Here is a 19,204-nt window from a genome sequence, read left to right on the forward strand (position 1 = left end):
TTTTTACAATAAACAAATCGCTAAGAAGTTAAAGTGATTTTTCTATATCTTCTTGAGATGTATGACGAATATCTTTTCCATTAACAAAATAGATTATGTATTCAGCAATGTTTTGGCATCTATCACCAATGCGCTCTAATGAACGCACAGACCAAACTAAATCCATTATTTTTGGAATTGAACGTGGATCTTCCATCATGTAGGTCATTATTTGGCGGGTAATTGCTTCATATTCGCGATCAACTTTGGCGTCTTCTTTATGTACTTCAAACGCTCGCTGGACGTCCATACGGGCAAATGCATCTAAAACATCATGCAGCATTTTAGACACTTGACGACCCATATTTTCAATATTCACTAATAAATCTTGTTGGTCTTTAGTAAATGAATCTAATGCAACTTTAGCAATACGTTCAGCTTCATCGCCGATGCGCTCTAAATCTGCAATCGTCTTCGCTATTGCAATAACCAAACGTAAATCACTGGCAGCTGGTTGACGTCGTGCAATAATACGGGTGCACTCTTCATCAATATTTACTTCCATTGCATTCACTTTGTAATCGTTTTCACGCACTTTACGCGCAAGCTCTGCATCACCGTTACTAACCGCATCAAGCGCGCTGTTTAATTGTTGCTCAACTAAACCACCCATGCTCAATACATGGTTACGTACATTTTCAAGCTCTTGATTAAAGCGACCTGAAATATGCTTATTAATATTGTGTTCCATTATTTACCTTCTTATCAAATTCGTTTATTGCTGCAAAATACCAACACAAATGTCTAACCGTAACGACCTGTAATATAGTCTTCAGTTTTCTTTTTGTTTGGCGTAGTAAATAGGGTATTAGTATCTGAATACTCTATTAACTCACCCATGTACATAAATGCAGTTTGATCTGATACACGCGCTGCCTGTTGCATGTTATGCGTAACAATGACAACGGTAAACTTGTTTTTTAAATCATTGATGAGCTCTTCAATGACTAGGGTAGAAATTGGATCGAGCGCCGATGTTGGTTCATCCAACAGCAATACTTCAGGTTCAATGGCAATTGAACGCGCAATCACTAAACGCTGTTGCTGACCACCGGAAAGACCAAACGCACTGTCATGCAATCTGTCTTTTACTTCATCCCATAATGCGGCACCACGAAGAGATTGCTCAACCACTTCATCTAGCTTACGCTTTTCTTTAATACCTTGTAAGCGCAGGCCATAAACCACATTCTCATAAATTGACTTAGGAAATGGGTTTGGGCGTTGAAACACCATACCGACATTACGACGAAGCGCGGCTACATCAACGCTTTTATCGTATATATTTTGCCCATGAAGTAATATTTCACCTTCGATTCGGCAAATATCAACTAAATCATTCATGCGGTTAATACAACGCAAAAGCGTCGATTTACCACAACCTGACGGCCCGATAAATGCGGTTACTTGACCTTTAGGGATCTTCATATTAACCGAGCTTAATGCTTGTTTATCACCATAGTAAAGATCCAAATCTTTGATCTCGAGTGCTGTTTGCTCTTTACCTAAATTCTCTAAATCCAATTTCAAGCTTGTGCCTGACTGGTTTACTTGTGGAGCGACTGTAATCATGTCTTTTTACCTTTACTAATTAATGCTCAAGCGATCTGTATTTTTCACGTAAGTGATTACGTATGCCGATTGCTGTGATATTCAATGTGATGATCACTGATACTAATAAGAATGCAGTGGCATAAACCAACGGACGAGCCGCTTCGACATTCGGGCTTTGGAAGCCAACATCGTATATATGGAAGCCTAAGTGCATAAACTTTCTATCTAAGTGAAAATACGGGAAGTTACCATCAAGCGGTAATGTAGGCGCCATCTTAACAACACCAACTAGCATTAATGGGGCGACCTCACCCGCTGCTCGCGCAACCGCTAATATTAATCCTGTCATAATAGCAGGGCTAGCCATTGGCACAATAATCCGCCATAAAGTCTCTGCTTGCGTAGCACCTAATGCAAGTGAACCGTGACGTACAGTACTAGGAATACGTGATAAACCCTCTTCTGTCGATACAATAACAACTGGCAATGTAAGAATCGCCAGTGTCAATGCCGACCACATCACACCTGGTGTACCAAATACTGGGCTAGGCGCGGCTTCTGGGTAGAATAGTTGGTCTAAGCTTCCGCCTAGCACATAAACAAAGAAGCCTAAGCCGAATACACCATATACAATTGATGGAACACCCGCTAGGTTAATAACAGCGATACGAATCATTTTTGTCACAGCATTCTTTGCTGCATATTCATGTAAGTAAATCGCCGCAACGACACCAAATGGCGTAACAATAACAGCCATTAGCATTACCATAAATACCGTACCAAATATAGCAGGGAAAACCCCCCCTTCCGTATTCGCTTCACGTGGGTCATCTGAAATAAACTTGCCCAATTGCACAAAGTAGTGACCTAGTTTCGCAAAAAAGCCCATATCATTGGGTAACCAAAAATCGAGCACTTGGTAAAGTGGTATTGTGACACTTTCCCCGCGCATGTCTTTAACGGTTACTTTATCGCGCTTTGCCTGGTTACGAAGTGCAAAAAGTTGTTTTTCTAGTACCAAGTAATCGGCTCTAAGCGCCGCACGTTGTTGAGCAAGCTCTGCAACTCGCTCATCAGTCAGCGCATCATCTAATAAGTAAGACTTCTCCTGAAGACGCAAACGTTCTAGCGCATAGTTGATATGGCCGATGTCACCGTCTTGTAGATCGGCAGCTTGATCATTTAAATCCACTGCGCGATCAACCAATTCTTCCAGTACTTGTTTTTTATTGTCAGTAATGACTTGCCCGTCTTTTATCACTGTTTCAATATAGCCGTAAAAATTACCATTTTTACTACGTTCAAATACTGCAAGATCCGCAGGAGTCGTCTTTGATTTTATATCCGTTTCAAGTACCCAACGGAAATCTAAATCTACATATTCACGGTTACCTGTTTTAATAAGTAAACGTTCTAATTGCTCTTTTTCAAAGCCTGATAAATCCACGCCCATTGCTTCAAGACGTGACTTTGGCACCATTTCTCGGTCATATACTTCACCAATCACGGTTTGTTTTGTTACTGAGCCATCAAGCTCAAATTGCACCACCTGTGAAGGCCAGAAAAAGCTTAACCCTTTCCATGCAATCATTGCTAATAATCCAAGAACAGATATCAAGCTGATACTTACTGCACCACCTGTCATCCATATCCAAGGAGAACCTGACTTAAACCACTGCTTTACCATGTCGTGTTTCTCCAATTACATTGAGCTGTATTTATCACGCAGTTGCTGACGAACAAACTCAGCCACTGTGTTGAAAATAAAGGTAAATATGAATAATACAAATGCCGCTAAGAAGAGGATTCGATAATGTGAACTCCCCACTTCAGATTCTGGCATTTCAACTGCAATATTGGCCGCTAGCGTACGCATACCTTGGAAAATACTCCAATCCATAATCGGTGTGTTACCTGTTGCCATAAGCACAATCATGGTTTCCCCCACTGCGCGACCTAATCCCATCATCACCGCAGAGAAAATACCTGGGCTGGCGGTTAAAAGCACAACGCTAACCAATGTCTGCCATTGTGTTGCGCCTAAGGCAAGTGACCCATTTGAAAGGTGCTTAGGAACACTGAATACCGCATCTTCTGCGATAGAGAAGATAGTCGGTATAACAGCAAAGCCCATCGCAATACCGACAACTAATGAGTTACGTTGGTCAAATGTCATTCCTAACTCATTCGTTAGGTATTGACGAACATTACCATCAAACATCCACAATTCTATTGCGCCGCTCATTGCAAACGCTAACCAGCCGATTAATAGCACTACCGGAATAAGTAAAATTGAATGTGACCCTTCAGGAATACGATGACGAATACCTGCTGGCAATTTTGTCCAACCATACGCTGTTGCAATAATCCCCACCGGAAGCATAATCAATAAACCAACGATGGCAGGTAAGTGCTCTTCGATTAATGGCGCAAGCCATAAACCCGCTAAGAACCCTAAAATTACCGTGGGTAATGCTTCCATGATTTCGACAGTCGGCTTAACCACTTTACGCAGCTCACTCGACATAAAGTACGCAGTATATACAGCCGCTGATAATGCAATTGGCACAGCAAATAACATGGCGTACATCGCCGCTTTAATTGTACCAAACGAGATCGGTACTAAAGAAAACTTCGATTCAAAGTCATCACTCGCAGAGGTTGATTGCCAAATGTATCCGGGTTCTGGATAACCTTCATACCATACCTCTTGCCATAAGGCTGACCATGTCACCTCTGGGTGTTCGTTATGAATATCGACCACTGTTAATTTGTTGTCAGCTAAAATAAGTGCTGCATTTGAACGCGGTGCAATTGCAAAATTTTCGATTGCTCCATCGCTTATTTTACCTTGCCAAAGTTTTGCTTCACTGGTGGTGTAGTACAAACCTAACTCACCATTTGAACTGGTAGTGAAAAACGTACGGCGGTAAAACTCAGTAAATATATCTAATTTGTCCTGTTTTGCTGTTTCAAAAGCCCTAATTTTTTGATATTCACGTCCATCATCTGTGTTTACTTCAAACCACTGAGATACTTCACCATTGTCATTAGCCAACATCAATGAGTTCGCGCCAGCTAAAAGCTCTGCAGAAACTAGGTTTGCATTCTCTTCATTAGCGGCCAAAACTTGAATTAACTCAACATCACTTGGGAAACGTGTGTCGTAGATATAAATTTGATTTGCCGTGCGAACAAAAGTACGGGTTGTATCTGGAGACATGAGTAATTGATCAATTCGGCCTTCAACATCAAGCTCAGTTCGCTCAACTTGCCACTCTATTTCACCAGTGAACATGTTCTCTTCCGCAATAAAGCTGCTAAACATCACGCGTTTATCAACTGTCTGCGCCACGATGGCCGTTTTCTCTTCGTAGTGACTAAATGCAAACTGAGCAATAGCAGCCCCCTGATCATCGACAGCCAAGGATAATTCACCTAGCGGATAATCTAAACGTGGTGTGAGTTTGCGTTTGTCGTTTGGAAAAGTAACTAAAAACTTTGGCACAACGATCACTGCTGAACCATTCTCCAACCCATAGGCATATTGCCCTTGAAAAGGTGCACTGGTCGCAAAGCTTGATACCTTAGCATCGAGTTTAACTGGTAGGCTCGTTAGTTTTTTGCCGAATGTTTGCTTTTCTACGCTGTAGAAATCAACAACACCTGCTTTGGTAAGTAAAAATGCAACTTCAGTTTGCTCTTCTACACCTAAGCCAGCAATTTGCTCAGCATTAGTTAATGGAAAGCTATCACGCGTTTCCACATCTGCTGATTCAAAAATAGGTTGAACTACATAAAGCAAATAGAAAAATATCAACAGCAGCGCTATTAACACCATTATACCGCCAGCAGTAATGCTGTATTGGGCAAACCGGTCTTTAAATAGACGGCTTCTATCCGTATTGAAAGACGGTTTATTCGGATTGGAAGTCATCGAAACACCTTTAAAACTTAACGTTGACCTATTATATTTCACCAAGATGACAGTAATGTTACAGACGTCATAATAGGGTTAATTAGCTTTTACCTAAAATTGACAGCGACAAAGCCTATTATTAATCAACACATTAGCATGCTGCTGCTAACATGAGAAAAATTCAACTTAGCAATATTACATAATAAACATGGAGTTAACTACACTAAGCATAAGCAGTTTACTTATTCTTTGTATCAATATGGAACCAAACCCAACAAAAATTGGACAAAATAACTAACTGAGTCAATACTCAACGTGGCTTTATAAACATAATAATCATTCAACTATTTCATGCCGGTGCATTTTTCATAGCGGCAATTTTAGGAACCTACTCATGAAGCAATTAGTTATCACTATTTTAGGGCAAGACCGCCCGGGCCTTGTCGAAGACATTTCTTCTGCCATTTTAAGTCATCATGGAAACTGGTTAACAAGTAATTTGAGCCATTTAGCGGGCCACTTTGCAGGAATTTTAGAAGTGGCTGTGCCTGAAGAGCACCTTAAAGAGTTACAAGTTGCACTTGATGAACTCCCTAATTTAGAAGTTAAAATTGAAAACGGCGTCGAGTCAGTTGAAAACATGCCAGCTGAAACGCTTAATTTTGTTATCACCGGTAATGACCGCCCAGGCATAGTGCAAGAGCTTGCCAGTGTCATTAGACATAAAGGCGCCAGCATTACCCACTTAAACTCTAAGCAGCAAAGCGCGCCAAATTGGGGGGTGCCTATTTTTAGTGCAGTTGCAACAATTGAACTTCCTGCGGGTATGAACAAAGATGAAGTTGTTAATGCTCTTGAAGCAATCACGGCAGATTTAATCGTTGATATTGAAACGGCATAAACTTACCCATTTCACTCTTCAATTCCCATGACAAATGTGTAATGAAATTGACATGTTTGTCATGATAATGTCATCTTTTTGTACTATCTTTTAAGGAGACGTTATTTAAGGAATGAATCATGAATGCTTGCTCAAACGTGTCGCAAACAATTACTTATTTTGCCCCAGAATTAAGCTGGCTGTCGTTTAATGACCGTGTATTGCAAGAAGCCGCTGACGAGAGCAACCCTATTATAGAACGCATGCGCTTTTTAGGGATCTTTTCTAATAATTTAGATGAGTTTTTTAGAGTCCGCGTTGCTGATGTAAAGCGTAGAATACTACTCAATAAATTACCTGATACTAATTTTGATGAAGACGAGATATTACTTGCTGAGATTCAGCAAAAAATTCTGCAATTAACCAAAAAATTTAATGCCATTCACCAGCAAATCCTCTGCGACTTAAATGATCATAACATTCACGTGGATCGCCCAGAAACTCTTAGTGATTTTCACATCAATTGGTTGAAGACCTTTTTTCATGACAAAGTTCTCCAGCATATTTCTCCCATCATGCTGGATGAAAATAAAGATTACTCTGACCACATCAACGATACAATGACCTACATTTTTGTCGAAATGCTCAGTGATAAAAGCCATTATGCAATGCTCGAAGTACCAACCGATAGAGTCCCTAGGTTTGTAATTTTACCTCCGGAGAAAACGCGTCGTCACAAAACAATTGTATTACTCGATGATATTATTTTGTTTTTTATTAACGATGTATTTAGTAACTTTTTCAGTTTTAATGAAATACAAGGTCACTCTATCAAACTCACCCGTGACGCCGAGTACAACTTAGACGACGAATTAGAAGAAGGCATTCTTGATAAAATGTCCAAAGGCTTAAAGCAACGAGTGTATGCCGAGCCTGTTAGGCTGGTATATGATCAAGTCATGCCTGAGTCGATGCTTAAAGTGATGAAAAAGCGTTTAGGGGTCACCCATCATGATGCCCTTATACCGGGCGGACGCTACCGTAACTTTAGAGACTTCATCGGCTTCCCTAATATAGGACGTCAATATCTAGAGAATAAAAATTTACCCGTTTTACAAAGCAGCTCATTTAATACCCATGCAAGTGTATTTGACGCAATTACTCAGCAGGATATTTTACTTTACTACCCTTACCACACTTTTAACCACTTACTTGAGTATGTACGCCAGGCTGCATTTGACCCTAAAGTGACTCAAATAAAAGTAAATATTTATCGTGTGGCCAGTAAATCACGGTTAATTTCATCACTGATTAATGCGGCAAAAAATGGAAAAAAAGTCACCGTTATGGTGGAGTTAAAAGCACGCTTTGATGAAGAAAATAACATTAAATGGGCAAAGGTATTAAGCGCTGCAGGCATTAAAGTTATTTTTGGTATCCCCGCATTAAAAGTACACAGTAAACTATGTATTATCCACCGCCGTGAAAAAGGTCAAATTGTAAAATATGCACACATAGGCACCGGTAATTTCCACGAGAAAACCGCTAAAATTTACACTGACTTTAGTTTATTTACCAAGCATAGCGGCATTTGTGATGAAAGTGACAGCGTATTTAAATTTATAGAGAACAGCTATAAACCGTTTGTTTTTGAGCACTTAATGATCTCGCCTGTTAATGCGCGAACAGTCCTTAATAAATTGATTTTACAAGAAGTAACAAACGTCGAGAGCGGTAAATCAGGGAAAATATCTATTAAAGTCAATAACCTTGTCGATAAAGAGCTGATTGATAATTTATATTTCGCTGCGCGCAAAGGGGTCAAGATTAAGATTATCGTACGTGGTATGTGCTCTTTAGTGCCTGGCATTGTAAACTTTAGCGATAATATTCGTGTAATAAGCATTGTCGACCGTTTTTTAGAGCACCCACGAGTCATGATATTTGGTACTAAAGGTGAGGAAAAAGTATATATCTCATCAGCAGATTGGATGACACGAAACTTAGATCACCGTGTTGAAGTGGGCGTTCCCATTTACGATGAAAAGCTGAAACAGCTCATTATTGATATCATCGACTTACAATTTAAAGACCGTACAAAAGCACGTATCATTGATAGTGAACAAAAAAATCTCTATGTTAAACGCGGGAATCGCAAAAAGATTCGCTCGCAAATAGCAATCCATGACCTCTTAAAAAAATGGGAACACAATTACCATAATGAATAATTATCCTTCGATTGCTGCCGTTGATTTAGGCTCAAACAGTTTTCACTTAGTGGTAGCAAGAGAAGTGGATGGCTCTTTGCAGATTCTTCACAAAGAGAAGCAGCGCGTATATTTGGCTGATGGGCTGGATGATAAGTACCAACTTAGCCAAGCTGCAACCGAGCGTGCTTTAGCCGTATTAAAACAGTTCGCCACTACATTGCAGGACTTCCCTGCGAGTAATGTAAAAATAGCCGCAACGTATACTTTAAGGCGCGCCAAGAACATTAATGCGTTTTTAACACAAGCAAGTAAGGTTTTTCCTTATCATATTGATGTTATATCTGGGCAAGAAGAGGCGCGTTTAATTTATCAAGGTGTGGCGCATTATATCCATCATGATGAAAACCGCTTAGTTGTCGATATTGGTGGTGGCAGTACTGAACTCATTATCGGTAAACACTTTAAGCACTCATTGCTCAGTAGCCGTAATATGGGGTGTGTTAGTTATAGTAAACAGTTTTTTGCTGATGGGATCATTAATGGCAAGCGCTTTAATAAAGCGCAAATCAGAGCAGAGCAAGAACTTGAGGTTATTTATGCCAGCTATATAGGTGCTGGCTGGGACGCTGTGGTAGGCACTTCCGGAACAATAAAGTCGATTCTTGCAATGATCATTGCAAATGATCCACAGCAAAAAACCATTACCCTAGAGCGCTTACTTGAACTAAAAACGCAGTTTATCGCTGCTAAAACAATTGATAACTTACTTATCACGGGATTAAGTCCTGAGCGACAAGTCAGTATTTGCGGCGGGTTGGCTATTTTAATCGCTATTTTTAAGTTATTTAACATCGACGAAATGGATTACAGTGACTTCTCATTGCGAGAAGGGCTACTTCATGAAATGCAGCAAAAGTTGGCACTCAAAGATATTCGTACTAATACAATTGCTAACTTAAGTGAAAGAAATGCTATTGATAAAGTGCACGCTGGACGAGTCGCAAACACCGCTGATTGGCTTTTTATCCAAGTGCAAAAAGAGTGGCAACTGGACTCGCTAGATAATCATCAGTTACTCGTTTGGGCTGCACAATTGCATGAAATAGGCTTGAGTATTAATTCATCAGGCCTGCATAAGCACAGTGCCTATGTCGTTGAAAACAGCCAGCTGCCTGGCTTCACACAGCAACAGCAAACATTGCTGAGTTGTTTGATACGTTTTTATCGTAAAAAAATTCGCTTAGAAGCATTCCCTCAACTTCTTTCGCTACCCCATTTTCAGATTTTACAGCTCATTGTATTACTCAGGTTAGCGGTATTATTAAATCAGAAGCGTCTGAGTGATCAACACCAAGATCTGGCGGTAACTGTAAAGGGTAATAGTATGCTATTACAATTCCCTGTAGGGTGGTTAAGCGAACAAACATTGCTATTAGCTGACTTACAACAGGAACAAAAATACTTAAAGAAAGTCGGGTTTTTAATCGACTTTTGTTGATTAAAGTGACACGGGTAGCAAACACTACCCGTATCATCTTAATAAATCATCAGGTTAATTACATACCCTTGCCGTGATTAAATGCGGGTTCCTGCCAAACAAATAGATAGTTTAAGATCAATAAAAACAGATGATGTACTACATATAGGTCGATTAAAAATACACCTTACACATCCCCTGTCAAAGTAATGGAGCGATTGCATTAGCTTATTGACTGCTTTCGCCATAGTAAATACACCGCAGGTAAAACCAATAAGGTTAATACAATAGCGCTGAACATGCCTCCGACCATAGGCGCAGCGATACGGCTCATTACTTCACTGCCTGTTCCTGTACCGTATAACACGGGTAATAAGCCGATGATAATAGTGGCAACTGTCATCATCACTGGGCGAACTCGCAGACCGGCACCTTCAACAATAGCTTGCTTAAGTTGGTCAAGGCTAAGCGTGTTGCCAGCTTGTTGCGCATGCACACACTTCTCTTGGTAAGCTTGGTTTAAATACACCAGCATAATCACACCTATTTCAACGGCAACCCCTGCTAACGCGATAAAGCCCACTCCCACTGCGACTGAAAAGTTAAAGCCTTCTAAATACATGAGCCATACCCCACCAATCATCGCAAGCGGTAAAGTAAGCATAATAATCGCGACTTCTACAAAGCTTCGAAAGTTTAAAAATAGGAGCACGATGATAATCGCTAAAGTCAGTGGCAATACATACGCAAGCTTATCTTTAGCGCGCTGCATATATTCATATTGCCCAGCCCATGTTATTGAGTAACCTGCTGGTAATACTAATTGCTCGTTTAACACTTCGCGTGCATTGTCTACATAACTGCCAATATCAATGCCATCGATATCAATAAAACTCCAGCCGTTCAAACGTGCATTTTCACTTTTGATCCCTGCGGGGCCATCTTCAATGAATACATCAGCCACATCAGCAAGCGCTATTCGCTGCCCTGTTGGGGTAACGATTGGTAGTAACATAAGCCCCTCAGGCGAATCCCGATAGTCCTGAGGATAGCGTAAATTTACCGGGTAGCGCTCTTGCCCTTCGACTGTTTGCGTGACATTCATGCCACCAATTGCCGTTGAAACCACTTGCTGTACATCAGCAATATTCAAACTATAACGCGCCGCTTTTTCACGGTTAATATCCACCTTGATATAACGTCCACCCGCTACCCGCTCAGAATAAACAGACGCGGTACCCGGCACTCCTTTAAGTAACACTTCAATCTGCTGGCCAATTTTTTGAATCTCTCCCAAATTTGGCCCAGCAACTTTAATGCCTACTGGCGTCTTAATCCCCGTTGCTAACATATCAATACGGGTTTTGATTGGCATCACCCACGCATTAGTGAGGCCTGGAAACTTTACTAAGCCATCAAGCTCTTTTTTTAACTTATCTAACGTCATTCCTTCACGCCACTGATCTTTTGGTTTGAGCTGAATAAAGGTTTCAATCATCGTTAGAGGCGCAGGATCGGTGGCTGTCTCAGCCCGTCCGACTTTACCGAATACCGTGAGTACCTCGGGGACTGTTGCGATGAGCTTATCGGTCTGCTGTAAAATCTCGCGTGCTTTACCAATCGACACACCCGGGTAAGTGGTTGGCATGTACATTAAATCGCCTTCATCAAGCGGGGGAATAAACTCACTGCCAATTTTATTCACCGGGTAAAAACCTATGATTGCCACAACAACAGCAAGGACTAAGGTCATTTTAGGAAAACGCAAGACTTGGTTAAGTAGTGGCTTATATGTATTAACGAGTAAGCGGTTAATCGGGTTTTTCTGTTCTGAAATCACCTTACCGCGAATAAAGTAACCCATTAACACGGGCACTAAAGTGATAGCGAGGCCGGCTGAGGCTGCCATGGCATAAGTTTTAGTGTACGCCAATGGGGCAAACATCCGCCCTTCTTGTGCTTCTAAAATAAACACAGGTAAAAAACTAACGGTAATAATCATCAAACTAAAAAATAGGGCTGGGCCGACTTCGCTTGCAGCGTCTGTAACTATTTGCCATCGGTTATCATCTGTTAATGGGGTTTTCTCCATGTGCTTATGCATGTTTTCAATCATCACTATTGCGCCATCGGTCATCGCACCAATCGCAATCGCAATACCACCCAGCGACATAATATTGGCATTAATGCCTTGCCAATACATAATGATAAATGCCGTTAAAATCCCCAGCGGCAGGGTAATTATTGCGACTAAGGATGAACGCACATGAAACAAAAACACCACACAAATCAATGCGACGACGACTAACTCTTCGACCAGTTTGCCGGTGAGGTTATCCACAGCATTTTTGATTAGATTAGAACGGTCATACACTGGCACTATTTCAACACCATCTGGCAGGCCTTTTTTCAATGATTCAAGTTTTGCTTTTACCCGCTCTATGGTCTTTTGCGCGTTTTCACCAAAGCGCATAACAACGACGCCACCAGCCACTTCACCTTCACCATTGAGTTCAGCAATACCCCTGCGCATTTGTGGACCAAGTTGAATATTAGCGACATCACGTAATTGCAAGGGCGTACCATTAGCATTCACGCCCAATGGTATGGATTCTAAATCCACCACACTTTTTATATAACCCGTGCTGGTTACCATGTATTCAGCTTCAGCCATTTCGATTACCGAGGCGCCCATTTCTCGGTTGCCTTGCTTAATAGCCGTTTGTATTAAACTTAGCGGAATACCGTAAGCCCGCAGTTTATCTGGCTCTACATTGACTTGATACTGCTTAACCATACCGCCCACCGAGGCCACTTCTGACACCCCTGGAACGGTTTGCAATTCAAACTTTAAAAACCAATCTTGCAGGCTACGTAATTGGCTAATGTCGTGCTGGTTGGTTTTATCCACCAGCGCGTATAAATAAACCCAACCAACCCCGGTGGCATCTGGACCCAGTTCCGCAGTTGCGGTATCCGGTAAGCGACTAGCCACTTGGCTTAAATACTCTTGCACTCGGCTACGCGCCCAGTAAAGATCAGTATCTTCATCAAAAATGACATACACGTAAGAGTCACCAAAAAATGAGAAGCCTCGCACTGTTTGTGCTCCGGGCACTGACAGCATCGCCGTGGTGAGCGGAAAAGTGACCTGATCTTGCACCACCTGCGGTGCTTGGCCTGGGTACGATGTTTTGACAATAACCTGCACATCGGATAAATCTGGCAAGGCATCAACGGGGGTGTTTTTTACTGCAAATACACCAGCACCTATTAAGATTGCTGTGAGTAATAAGACAAAAAACCGGTTAGTCACGGACCAACGAATAACTGCTGCTATCATAAAGCCTCCTAATGCCCGCTGTGCAATTGCTTGATTGACTCTACAGCAATGTCATTAATGACAAACTCACCTTCTTGCACACTAAACGTAAATGTCATTGTTTGTTCAGCATTTAGGCCAGCTAAATCAAGATCTTTAGCAAATTTAAAATCCATGGTTGCAGGGCCTCGATTCCATTTTTCAATCGGACCGCGGCTAATATTAGCAACGCCTGCGAGTTTATCGATTCTGTTTATCGTGCCAGTGACCGTTGCCATATTATCAGCATCACTCATCACATGCGTTGCATCCATAATATGAATACCACTGATTAAGTAGTTTCCCTCAGCTGCTTTGGTCAATTCAAAGTGTAATGTTTGACCCGCCTTTAATGCTTGCATATCCATACCCTCAGCGAGGGTAAAGTCCATTGTCATACTCGGCCAGCCAAGTTCATCCATTGGCTCATGGCTTATATTCACCATTCGGTGGTGTTTCATTACATTATTAACCACGCCTTTACCCCAGACACGAGCTGCTTCAATAGGCGTCTGCATTCGCTTAAAGTCAGAACTTTTACTTGACTCTGAATCCAATAAAAACTGTGCAGAAGTCACCACTTTATCGCCCTCTTTCAGGCCTGATAAAATAACAGTGTCATTGTTATCACTACGTCCTAACGCTACCGCCACTGACTTAAAGCGCCCCTCCCCTAAAGCAACGACAACACGGTCTTGCGAACCCGTACGGATCACCGCTTCTTTTGGCACGATAAGCTGCTCTTGTGCGGCCTTAACTTGGATACTGACTTGGGCAAACATATTAGGTTTTAGTTGGTGATCTTGATTATTAAAACGAAGACGCACGCGTAAAGTGCGGTTTTTAGCATCTAACGTTGGGTAAATATAATCCACCTTGCCACGCCAGCTTTGCCCTGAAATATAATCAAGGGTCATGGTAACGGGTAAACCAAGTTCGATTAATTCAGCTTGACGTTCAAATACTTCGGCTTCAATCCACACCTCATCCAATTGCGCGATGCTCATCATCGAGGTCCCTGGCTTTACATAAAATCCTTCTCGTATATTTAGTTCATCCACAACGCCACTTTTACGGGCATAAAACGTCACATTTTGCGTAACTTGTTTGGTTTTTTCTAGACGCGTAATAAAGCTATCTGAAATATTGAGTGAATATAAGCGTGCTTTAGCTGCTCGAATAAGCACCGTATTATTGCGATTAATCGCTAAAATAAACTCCTCTTGCGCATTTACTAATTGAGGTGAATATAAGGTATATAAAGGTTCCCCCTGGGTAACTTGATCACCTTCAGACTTAACATATAGTGTTTCAAGCCACCCCTCAACACGAGGGTGAATATGTACCAGCTGATCTTGATTATACTGCACGTAACCGACCGTTCTAACTTCATTCTGTAATGCTTTAAATTGCACATCAGCAGTGCGAACACCTAAGTTATTAACCACAGCAGGAGAGATCGTGATGGCACCGGGTCCATCGTGGTTATTATTGTCTTCCATCTCATAAACCGGTACTAAATCCATGCCCATCGGCGAAAGCCCTGGCTCATCGCGACGATAGTTACTATCCATGGGGGCAACCCAATAAAGTGGTTTTTTCTCTGCGCTAGCGCCGCTCACGTGTGCTGCATTATCGATGAAGTTAAGACCAGCTGTAGCAATAACGGCTCCCGCTAATCCTGCAATGAGTAATTTAAAATTAGTGTGCATGATGCTCTCCTGCTGTTAGCTCTGCCATCACGACAGCATCTTTGCTACTGGCGTAATAATTTAACCGTGCGATTATAATCTGCTGATCTATTTGAATATTTAATGCATCTATTTTAGCGTTGAGTTCACTTATGCGTGCGCGCATGACTTCAAAAAAATCACCATCGTCGCGCGTATAAGCATTTAATGTCGCTTGTGCCTGCTCAGCCATTTGCGGCAATAATTTAGTTTGATACAAGGCGTCACGCTGTTGTAAGCGCACAAGTTGACTGTATTCTTTGAAGTACATCCCTTTGAGTTTGTTCACTGCAATGAGTTTTTCTGTTTTCACCGACTCAGCCATAGCAATAGCAGCATTAACATGTTGATCCTGCCGGTTATCTGTAAAAAAGGGCAAATCGATACTCATGCCTATTGAAAGTAAATCAGCACGTGAATCACCTGCAGGTGTAGCACCGCGATAACCATATCCCATATTTACGCCTAACTGGGGTTTATAACTTTGCTTTGCGACTGCAATCTCAGTGTGTTTAGCAGCAGCCACTTTGTCGATTGCTACAATGGCGGGGTGAGCCATTAAGAGTGCCATTAATTGCTCAAAGCTAAGTTGGGAAAAATGCACTAAAGGAGTGATATCACGTCGCGTACTACTTACGGATTGAGTGAGCATGCTCATGGGCAACCATTGCGACAATCGTTTTTTAGCACTTTCAACTTGCATCTCAAGCATGACTAATTTGTCTTCAAGGCGGGTAAACTCAAGTTGAGCAAGAATTATATCTTGCTGGCGTGTACTCCCCATGGCGCTTGAATAACTTGATTCCGTAATATCAATTAACTGGGTAAATAAGCTTTTGTCTTGTTCAATCAGCGCAATACTCTGTTGGGCACGATAAGCATTCAGCCAGGCTTCGATAACAATGGCTTTTACCTGTGCAACGCGTTCGGAGCGCAGCCAAGGATACTGTTGTGCGGCTTGCGCCATGGCTTTTTGCTTAAGCTCTAGGCTATCACCACGACTAAACATTTGACTCACACCCACCTTAAACTGGGTCATACCTTCTTGGTCAAAAGCAAAACCGTCTGTGGGAAAATTCATTAAACCCACCGTTAATACGGGATCAGGCAAGGTGCCGGCAGCGACACTTTGTGCGTGTATAGCCGCTTGTTGATATTTATTTGCCACAAGCCAAGGTTCGTTATTTAACGCGTAATCTAAGGTATGCTCGAGGCTAAGTTCGTTACTATGTGCTGGTATTACCGCTGTTAGCATACAGGCTAAAAAGCTGGCTTTAAGGACTGCTAAGTGATTCATCACTGGCTCCATTAAAATTAAAAAATTAACAATATTTAATTCAAATGCAGAACAGGTGATTATTACGACATTAGCTAAATTTTAGACACACCTATCCTACAGCTAAGCAACCATGGGAGGACGGTAGAGGGAGCTGGCAATAGAGTGTTGGTTTTGTAGGGTATAAAGCTGTACCTTTTCAGGTGGCGGTAATACAGTAATGAATAAGCCGTCAGTACTCAGCATTGAATAAGCAGAGCAGGCACTTATCGGGCAGCTACATTCTTGGTTACCGGTGGCATCATCATCGCAACAATCCATATTCATCATGCTTGACGACATAGTATGATGCATTTCATTCATTATCTCGCTTTTTGATGATTCGTGAGTTTGATTCATATGCGGCATTTCACAACTCATAGCAACAGACGCAACTGCTTGACCCACTAATGTGAGTAACAAAACACAGGTCAATAAACTAAGGTAAATACGTTGCAAAACACGCCTTTTATAAATTAGGTTCTAGGTTCTAGGTTCTAGGTTCTAGGTTCTAGGTTCTAGGTTCTAGGTTCTAGGTTCTAGGTTCTAGGTTCTAGGTTCTAGGTTCTAGGTTCTAGGTAAGTTTATGATAACTATTTTATTAATACAAACGTTTAACTATTTTTTGGTGTAACTTTAATTAAGCTGCTCGCAGCGATAGCAAATAAACAATAACCGGTAAAATACCAAAAGCCATTTCCTAATTGAGCGTGCATATTGATCAACTCTCCCATTTGACCATCGGCATTGCCTGCAAGGTAGGCGACTATAATTGCAATGACAAACACATCAACCATGCTCCACTTACTTAAACCTTGGATAACACGACCTAGTAATAACTTACACTTGTTTGTCGGCAAAAAGATATACACTAACTGCATCAGTAATTTTAATGTTGGTATCACAATTGAAAAAAAGGCGACCAGCACAGCCACTAAGTAATTTTTATTGTTCGCCAGTTCGTTTACGGTACCCCAAATACTGCGTGTTTTCTCATAAGCGCTAATTTCTCCTTCAAGCTTATCAAGTCCCAACATACTCGACGCCATAATAAGCATTCGACGCGTATTGTTATCGCCTTCCTCTGCGAGCATTTCAATACCGACGTGTGCCAATTGCGATTTATCTATTTTGCCTTCAAGGGTTAAAACAGGTTGAGTAACACCGGGAAATAATAATACAAGCGCAATAAATATCGTTATCAGTGGTAAAATTTTACGCATAAACCGTCTTAAGGGAAATTAATAAGTTCGTATCATACTTAAGCAATTATTCTTGTTCAATGATGGACGCTAACACCTCGTCACCATATGCACGGGCGCTCAGCATAATATTATAGACAATCGTTATATCTGAAGCCGGACGAATTGTTTTAAGCAGTTGCTCCGCAAGCGGCCAATTTTCTTCTTCCACAGCTCGCACTAAATGAAGTGTTGCGCCTAACATCCCATTAAAATTAAGCAGTGCACCTGATAACTCATCACCTAAAGAGAACTCTTTTGCTATCACATCAAGCTCTATATTTAAGACCGCATCAAGGATTGAAATTAACCCTACTAAATAACCTTGCTCTGACATTTCTTTGCCACCTGGCTCTAGCATTAACTGCATAAAGTGCCCGCGAATCAAACCAAGCTTAGTCAATTCAGTCGGCCGGTCTACCCCGAGTTCACTTAAAGCAAGTACTCGCACAAATTGACGAATCGCGTCTTCACCTAAGTAAATAACAGCTTGTGAAATTGACGTAATAACTAAATTCTTACTTTCTGAACGCGCGTTAACCAATTTTAAAACCCGCGCTGTAAGGCCAACATCTTTTGCGATACGTTGCTGTATATGATCAAAATTAAGGTCTAACCGCGTCGTGCATCTTAGTAAATCAAACACAACGAGTTTTGACGGCTCTACATTTTGGTAAGTCAGCATTTCTGGGCGAGCAAAAAAGAAACCTTGAAACAGGTCACACCCTGCATTTTTCAATGATACAAACTGCTCATGTGTTTCAATTCGCTCTACAATTATTTTTACATTAGGAAAACGGCGTTTGAGTTTTTTTAAGGCCATATTGGTTTTAATAATTGGCTCTTCCACCTCAAGCTTAATGTAGTCTACAAGCTCTAAAAGTGGCTCCCATTTTTCATCGCCATCATAATCATCTAGGGCAAATCGATACCCTTCCTTTTTTAATGACTTTACGCGATGTGTTACTTTTTCAATACTGCTTGCACGTTCAACAATTTCAATCACTGCGCTACTAGGTTGAAGTAACCGAGGAAAGTCCTCTAGCAAAGCATCTGAAGATAAATTTATAAACGCATATTGACTGGCTGTTAGTTTGTCTAAACCAATCAGCATAAGCGCATTAAAAAACAATCGTCCCGTTGCTTGGCCATCTGATGTACCAACAGGGAACACATTATTTACAGAATCACGGTACAATAATTCATAGGCAAAAATACCTTTTTCAGCATCAAAGATTGGCTGACGCGCAATATATTGCGTCACCATTGTCGGCATTGTTTTTGTTATTTTAGTATTCGCCATTGTTAGCCCTTCCGATGAACCTACTTTTCAGGTTAATCAAATTAGTACTCAATATATCAATTAGTATAGTGATTTTTTAAAAGCTTGCATGAACAAACTGCGCTTAAAAGTAATAATTCCTCTTACTCAAAGCAACCAGAACTTTCTGATTTAATAAATTTATTAACAAAAATAC

At 41.2% G+C, this 19,204-nt stretch carries 13 protein-coding genes; 3 read left to right on the plus strand and 10 right to left on the minus strand.

The window, feature by feature from the left end; genetic code table 11:
- Positions 1 to 28: 28 nt before the first annotated feature.
- Genes phoU through ATS75_RS10805 form a run of 4 tightly spaced genes read right to left on the minus strand, consistent with a single transcriptional unit; the run spans position 29 to position 5,530 of the window.
- Complete coding sequence (gene phoU, locus ATS75_RS10790; protein ID WP_058560458.1) at positions 29 to 730, minus strand: phosphate signaling complex protein PhoU; 702 nt, start codon at positions 728 to 730, stop codon at positions 29 to 31.
- A 53-nt stretch (positions 731 to 783) separates the two neighbouring features.
- Positions 784 to 1,611: a phosphate ABC transporter ATP-binding protein PstB gene (pstB, locus tag ATS75_RS10795; protein WP_058560459.1), complete on the minus strand. Its 828-nt coding sequence runs from the start codon at positions 1,609 to 1,611 to the stop codon at positions 784 to 786.
- Positions 1,612 to 1,630: 19 nt separating this feature from the next.
- Positions 1,631 to 3,280 (minus strand): phosphate ABC transporter permease PstA, encoded by a 1,650-nt coding sequence (gene pstA / locus ATS75_RS10800; protein ID WP_058560460.1) that lies wholly within the window; start codon positions 3,278 to 3,280, stop codon positions 1,631 to 1,633.
- Positions 3,281 to 3,295: 15 nt separating this feature from the next.
- Positions 3,296 to 5,530 (minus strand): ABC transporter permease subunit, encoded by a 2,235-nt coding sequence (locus tag ATS75_RS10805; RefSeq protein WP_058560461.1) that lies wholly within the window; start codon positions 5,528 to 5,530, stop codon positions 3,296 to 3,298.
- Positions 5,531 to 5,906: 376 nt separating this feature from the next.
- Here ATS75_RS10805 and ATS75_RS10810 point away from each other — a divergent pair, with 376 nt between their 5' ends.
- The 3 genes from ATS75_RS10810 to ATS75_RS10820 all read left to right on the plus strand — a co-directional run bounded on the left by ATS75_RS10810 (position 5,907) and on the right by ATS75_RS10820 (position 10,100).
- Complete coding sequence (locus tag ATS75_RS10810; protein ID WP_058560462.1) at positions 5,907 to 6,413, plus strand: glycine cleavage system protein R; 507 nt, start codon at positions 5,907 to 5,909, stop codon at positions 6,411 to 6,413.
- A gap of 119 nt (positions 6,414 to 6,532) precedes the next feature.
- Positions 6,533 to 8,620: a polyphosphate kinase 1 gene (gene ppk1 / locus ATS75_RS10815; RefSeq protein WP_058560463.1), complete on the plus strand. Its 2,088-nt coding sequence runs from the start codon at positions 6,533 to 6,535 to the stop codon at positions 8,618 to 8,620.
- Positions 8,613 to 10,100 carry an exopolyphosphatase gene (locus ATS75_RS10820; RefSeq protein WP_058560464.1) on the plus strand — a complete coding sequence of 496 codons (1,488 nt, stop codon included), beginning with the start codon at positions 8,613 to 8,615 and terminating at the stop codon, positions 10,098 to 10,100. The genes ppk1 and ATS75_RS10820 overlap by 8 nt, the downstream gene beginning before the upstream one ends.
- Positions 10,101 to 10,302: 202 nt before the next feature.
- On the opposite strand, the gene ATS75_RS10825 is transcribed toward ATS75_RS10820, so the two are convergent.
- From ATS75_RS10825 to ATS75_RS10850, 6 genes are all read right to left on the minus strand, one after another.
- A complete protein-coding gene (locus ATS75_RS10825; protein ID WP_058560465.1) occupies positions 10,303 to 13,422 on the minus strand; it encodes an efflux RND transporter permease subunit in 3,120 nt (1,039 codons plus the stop codon).
- Positions 13,423 to 13,430: 8 nt separating this feature from the next.
- Complete coding sequence (locus tag ATS75_RS10830; RefSeq protein ID WP_058560466.1) at positions 13,431 to 15,152, minus strand: efflux RND transporter periplasmic adaptor subunit; 1,722 nt, start codon at positions 15,150 to 15,152, stop codon at positions 13,431 to 13,433.
- A complete protein-coding gene (locus tag ATS75_RS10835; RefSeq protein ID WP_058560467.1) occupies positions 15,142 to 16,467 on the minus strand; it encodes a TolC family protein in 1,326 nt (441 codons plus the stop codon). Before ATS75_RS10835 ends, ATS75_RS10830 begins: the two co-directional genes overlap by 11 nt.
- 102 nt (positions 16,468 to 16,569) lie before the next feature.
- A complete protein-coding gene (locus ATS75_RS10840) occupies positions 16,570 to 16,944 on the minus strand; it encodes a hypothetical protein (protein ID WP_058560468.1) in 375 nt (124 codons plus the stop codon).
- Positions 16,945 to 17,099: 155 nt separating this feature from the next.
- Entirely contained in the window at positions 17,100 to 17,708 is a 609-nt protein-coding gene (locus ATS75_RS10845) for a paraquat-inducible protein A (protein WP_058560469.1), read from the minus strand.
- 46 nt (positions 17,709 to 17,754) lie between these two features.
- On the minus strand, positions 17,755 to 19,029 hold the full coding sequence (locus tag ATS75_RS10850) for an EAL and HDOD domain-containing protein (protein WP_058560470.1): 1,275 nt from the start codon (positions 19,027 to 19,029) through the stop codon (positions 17,755 to 17,757).
- Positions 19,030 to 19,204 lie beyond the last annotated feature (175 nt).

The organism is Pseudoalteromonas sp. H105, from assembly GCF_001469215.1.
Lineage (GTDB): Bacteria > Pseudomonadota > Gammaproteobacteria > Enterobacterales > Alteromonadaceae > Pseudoalteromonas.